Source organism: Holdemania filiformis DSM 12042, from assembly GCF_000157995.1.
Lineage (GTDB): Bacteria > Bacillota_I > Bacilli_A > Erysipelotrichales > Erysipelotrichaceae > Holdemania > Holdemania filiformis.
In genome coordinates this window covers 27,437-29,439 of the sequence record NZ_GG657562.1, presented here as the reverse complement: position 1 = coordinate 29,439, position 2,003 = coordinate 27,437, and the positions used below count along the sequence as shown (strand labels likewise).

The 2,003-nt window shown below is 58.2% G+C and carries 1 protein-coding gene and 1 pseudogene; both read right to left on the bottom strand.

The annotated features are described in order from the left end of the window. Positions 1 to 875: pseudogene (locus HOLDEFILI_RS16035) on the bottom strand (pyruvate synthase); the annotation flags it as partial. Beyond that, complete coding sequence (locus HOLDEFILI_RS16030) at positions 872 to 1,966, bottom strand: 2-oxoacid:acceptor oxidoreductase family protein (protein WP_006060916.1); 1,095 nt, start codon at positions 1,964 to 1,966, stop codon at positions 872 to 874. The pseudogene HOLDEFILI_RS16035 and the gene HOLDEFILI_RS16030, both read right to left, overlap by 4 nt. Between the last annotated feature and the right edge of the window lie 37 nt (positions 1,967 to 2,003).

Here is a 2,003-nt window from a genome sequence, read left to right as displayed (position 1 = left end):
CCCGCTTCGATGCCCTCTTTGCGCAGCTGATCGACGGCTTCTTTTAAGGTGTGAAACGTCGAGCCGAGTGCGAAAATCACGACGGCGGCGTCCTCGGCCCGGTAGGTTTCGACCCGGTGCTGCGGCCGTCCGCTCAGTTCCTCAAATTCCTCAAACAACGGTTCGATTTCATTCAGCGCTTGTTCCATCGCTTCGTGCAGCTGATATTTGTTGTTGATCAAATCCGGCTCGTTCATATAGGATCCGATTGTCACCGGATGTTCTGTGTCTAAGATGTCAGTGCGTTTTCTGACCGGCCCGACGTAATCCTGAACATCCTGATCGTCTGCGAAAATCATGCAGCGGCGTTTCTGATGACTGGTGAAGAAACCATCGAAAGCGACTGCGACTGGCAGGTTGACGGCTTCAGCCAGCTTCAGTCCGATCAGGTTGTAATCGTAGACCATTTGCACGCTGTTGGCGAACAGAATAATCCAGCCGCAGTTCAGCATCATCATGATATCGCTGTGGTCGCCCTTGATCGACAGCGGTCCGGACACTGTGCGGCAGGCGACATTCATGACCATCGGAAACCGGGTGCCTGACTGAACCGGCAGCTGCTCCAGCGCATAAAGCAGACCGTTGGCGCTGGTGGCGTTGAACACACGCCCGCCGCCGGTGCTGGCGCCGTAACAAATGCCGGCGGCGCTGTGCTCGCCTTCAGCCGCGATCAGGGAAATATCATGCAGTCCCTGCGCTTTCATGAGATCGAGGTTTTCGGCGATCTGCGTGGACGGGGTGATCGGATAATAGCCCATCACATGATAGTTGATCTGCTTGGCGGCCATCGCGGCCAGCTCGTTGCCGCTTTCATACAGACTGATCTGTTTTTTCATCGCGCGGTTCCTCCTTTTTCCAGTATTTCTTCATTCGGCGATTCACTGGTGACCCAGCTGTTGGCGCCGGTCTGCGTCTGCCGCAGGTCTGGCGTTAACAGATCGCGCACCGGCGTAAAGTAATCCGGCTGCGGATGTTCTTTTTCCTCACCGCGGGTCAGCGCGTGGGTCGGGCAGATGTCGACGCAGCGCAGGCAGCCTTTGCAGAACCGATAGTCCAGACCGCGGTTAAGCATCGTTTTCCGGCCTTTCAGCTCACCGGGGAAGAACTGAAACACCATATCCGGACAGGTAGAATCGCACAGACCGCAGTGAATGCATTTTTCCGGCTCAAACAGAGGCAGATAGCCTTCGCGGCTGGCAGACAGGTCGTTGCGTACGGAACTGCCGGGAATCGGGTTAACGCCGCCGATCGGCGCGGTTTTCCAGCCCCAGCCCCCGCTTTCGCTGTCAAAGGGAATCTCAGGATAACGGTCGTCGTCGAAATGATAGGCCCGGACTTCATCGTAGCCGCGCTGCACGCCTTCCAAGTTGGCGCCTAAAAGATCCGGCGCTTTTGTCCCCAGCGTGGCGATCACGGCCTGCTTTACAGCGTCTAACGGGATAAAGCCGCTGACCTTCGCAATCGCGCCGAGCATGACCATGTTCACGCGGGATTTGGACTGCAAGGCCACCGCAAGGGCGTCGACGCAGTAGATATCCCGGGCGGCCAGCTGCATCCGCTCGCGGATGGCCGCGCCTTCGAGCGCGGTGTTGACGACAACCTGACAATGCCGCTGCACGCCGGCGTTTACCGGCAGCTTGCCGGCCATCGCTTCGTGGAACAACGCTAGACAGTCGGGATAGCGGACCGGTGAATTGATGCGGATCTCCTGTGTCGGGGCGCTGTAGCGGATAAAGGCCTTGACAGGCGAGCCGCGCTTTTCTGAGCCGTAGCTGGAAAAGCTGGCGGCATTTAAGCCCAGCTGCACCGCGCCCAGCTCGCCCAGCAGCTTGCCGCACAGATTTGCGCCCAGGCCGCCGATGCTTTCCAGCCGCATTTCATAGTACCCCAGCTCGTTGACCCGGGGCAGAGTGGTTTGGATGGTCATGTCGTTTCCTCCTTGAATTCAAACCCTCTCGGCTCCA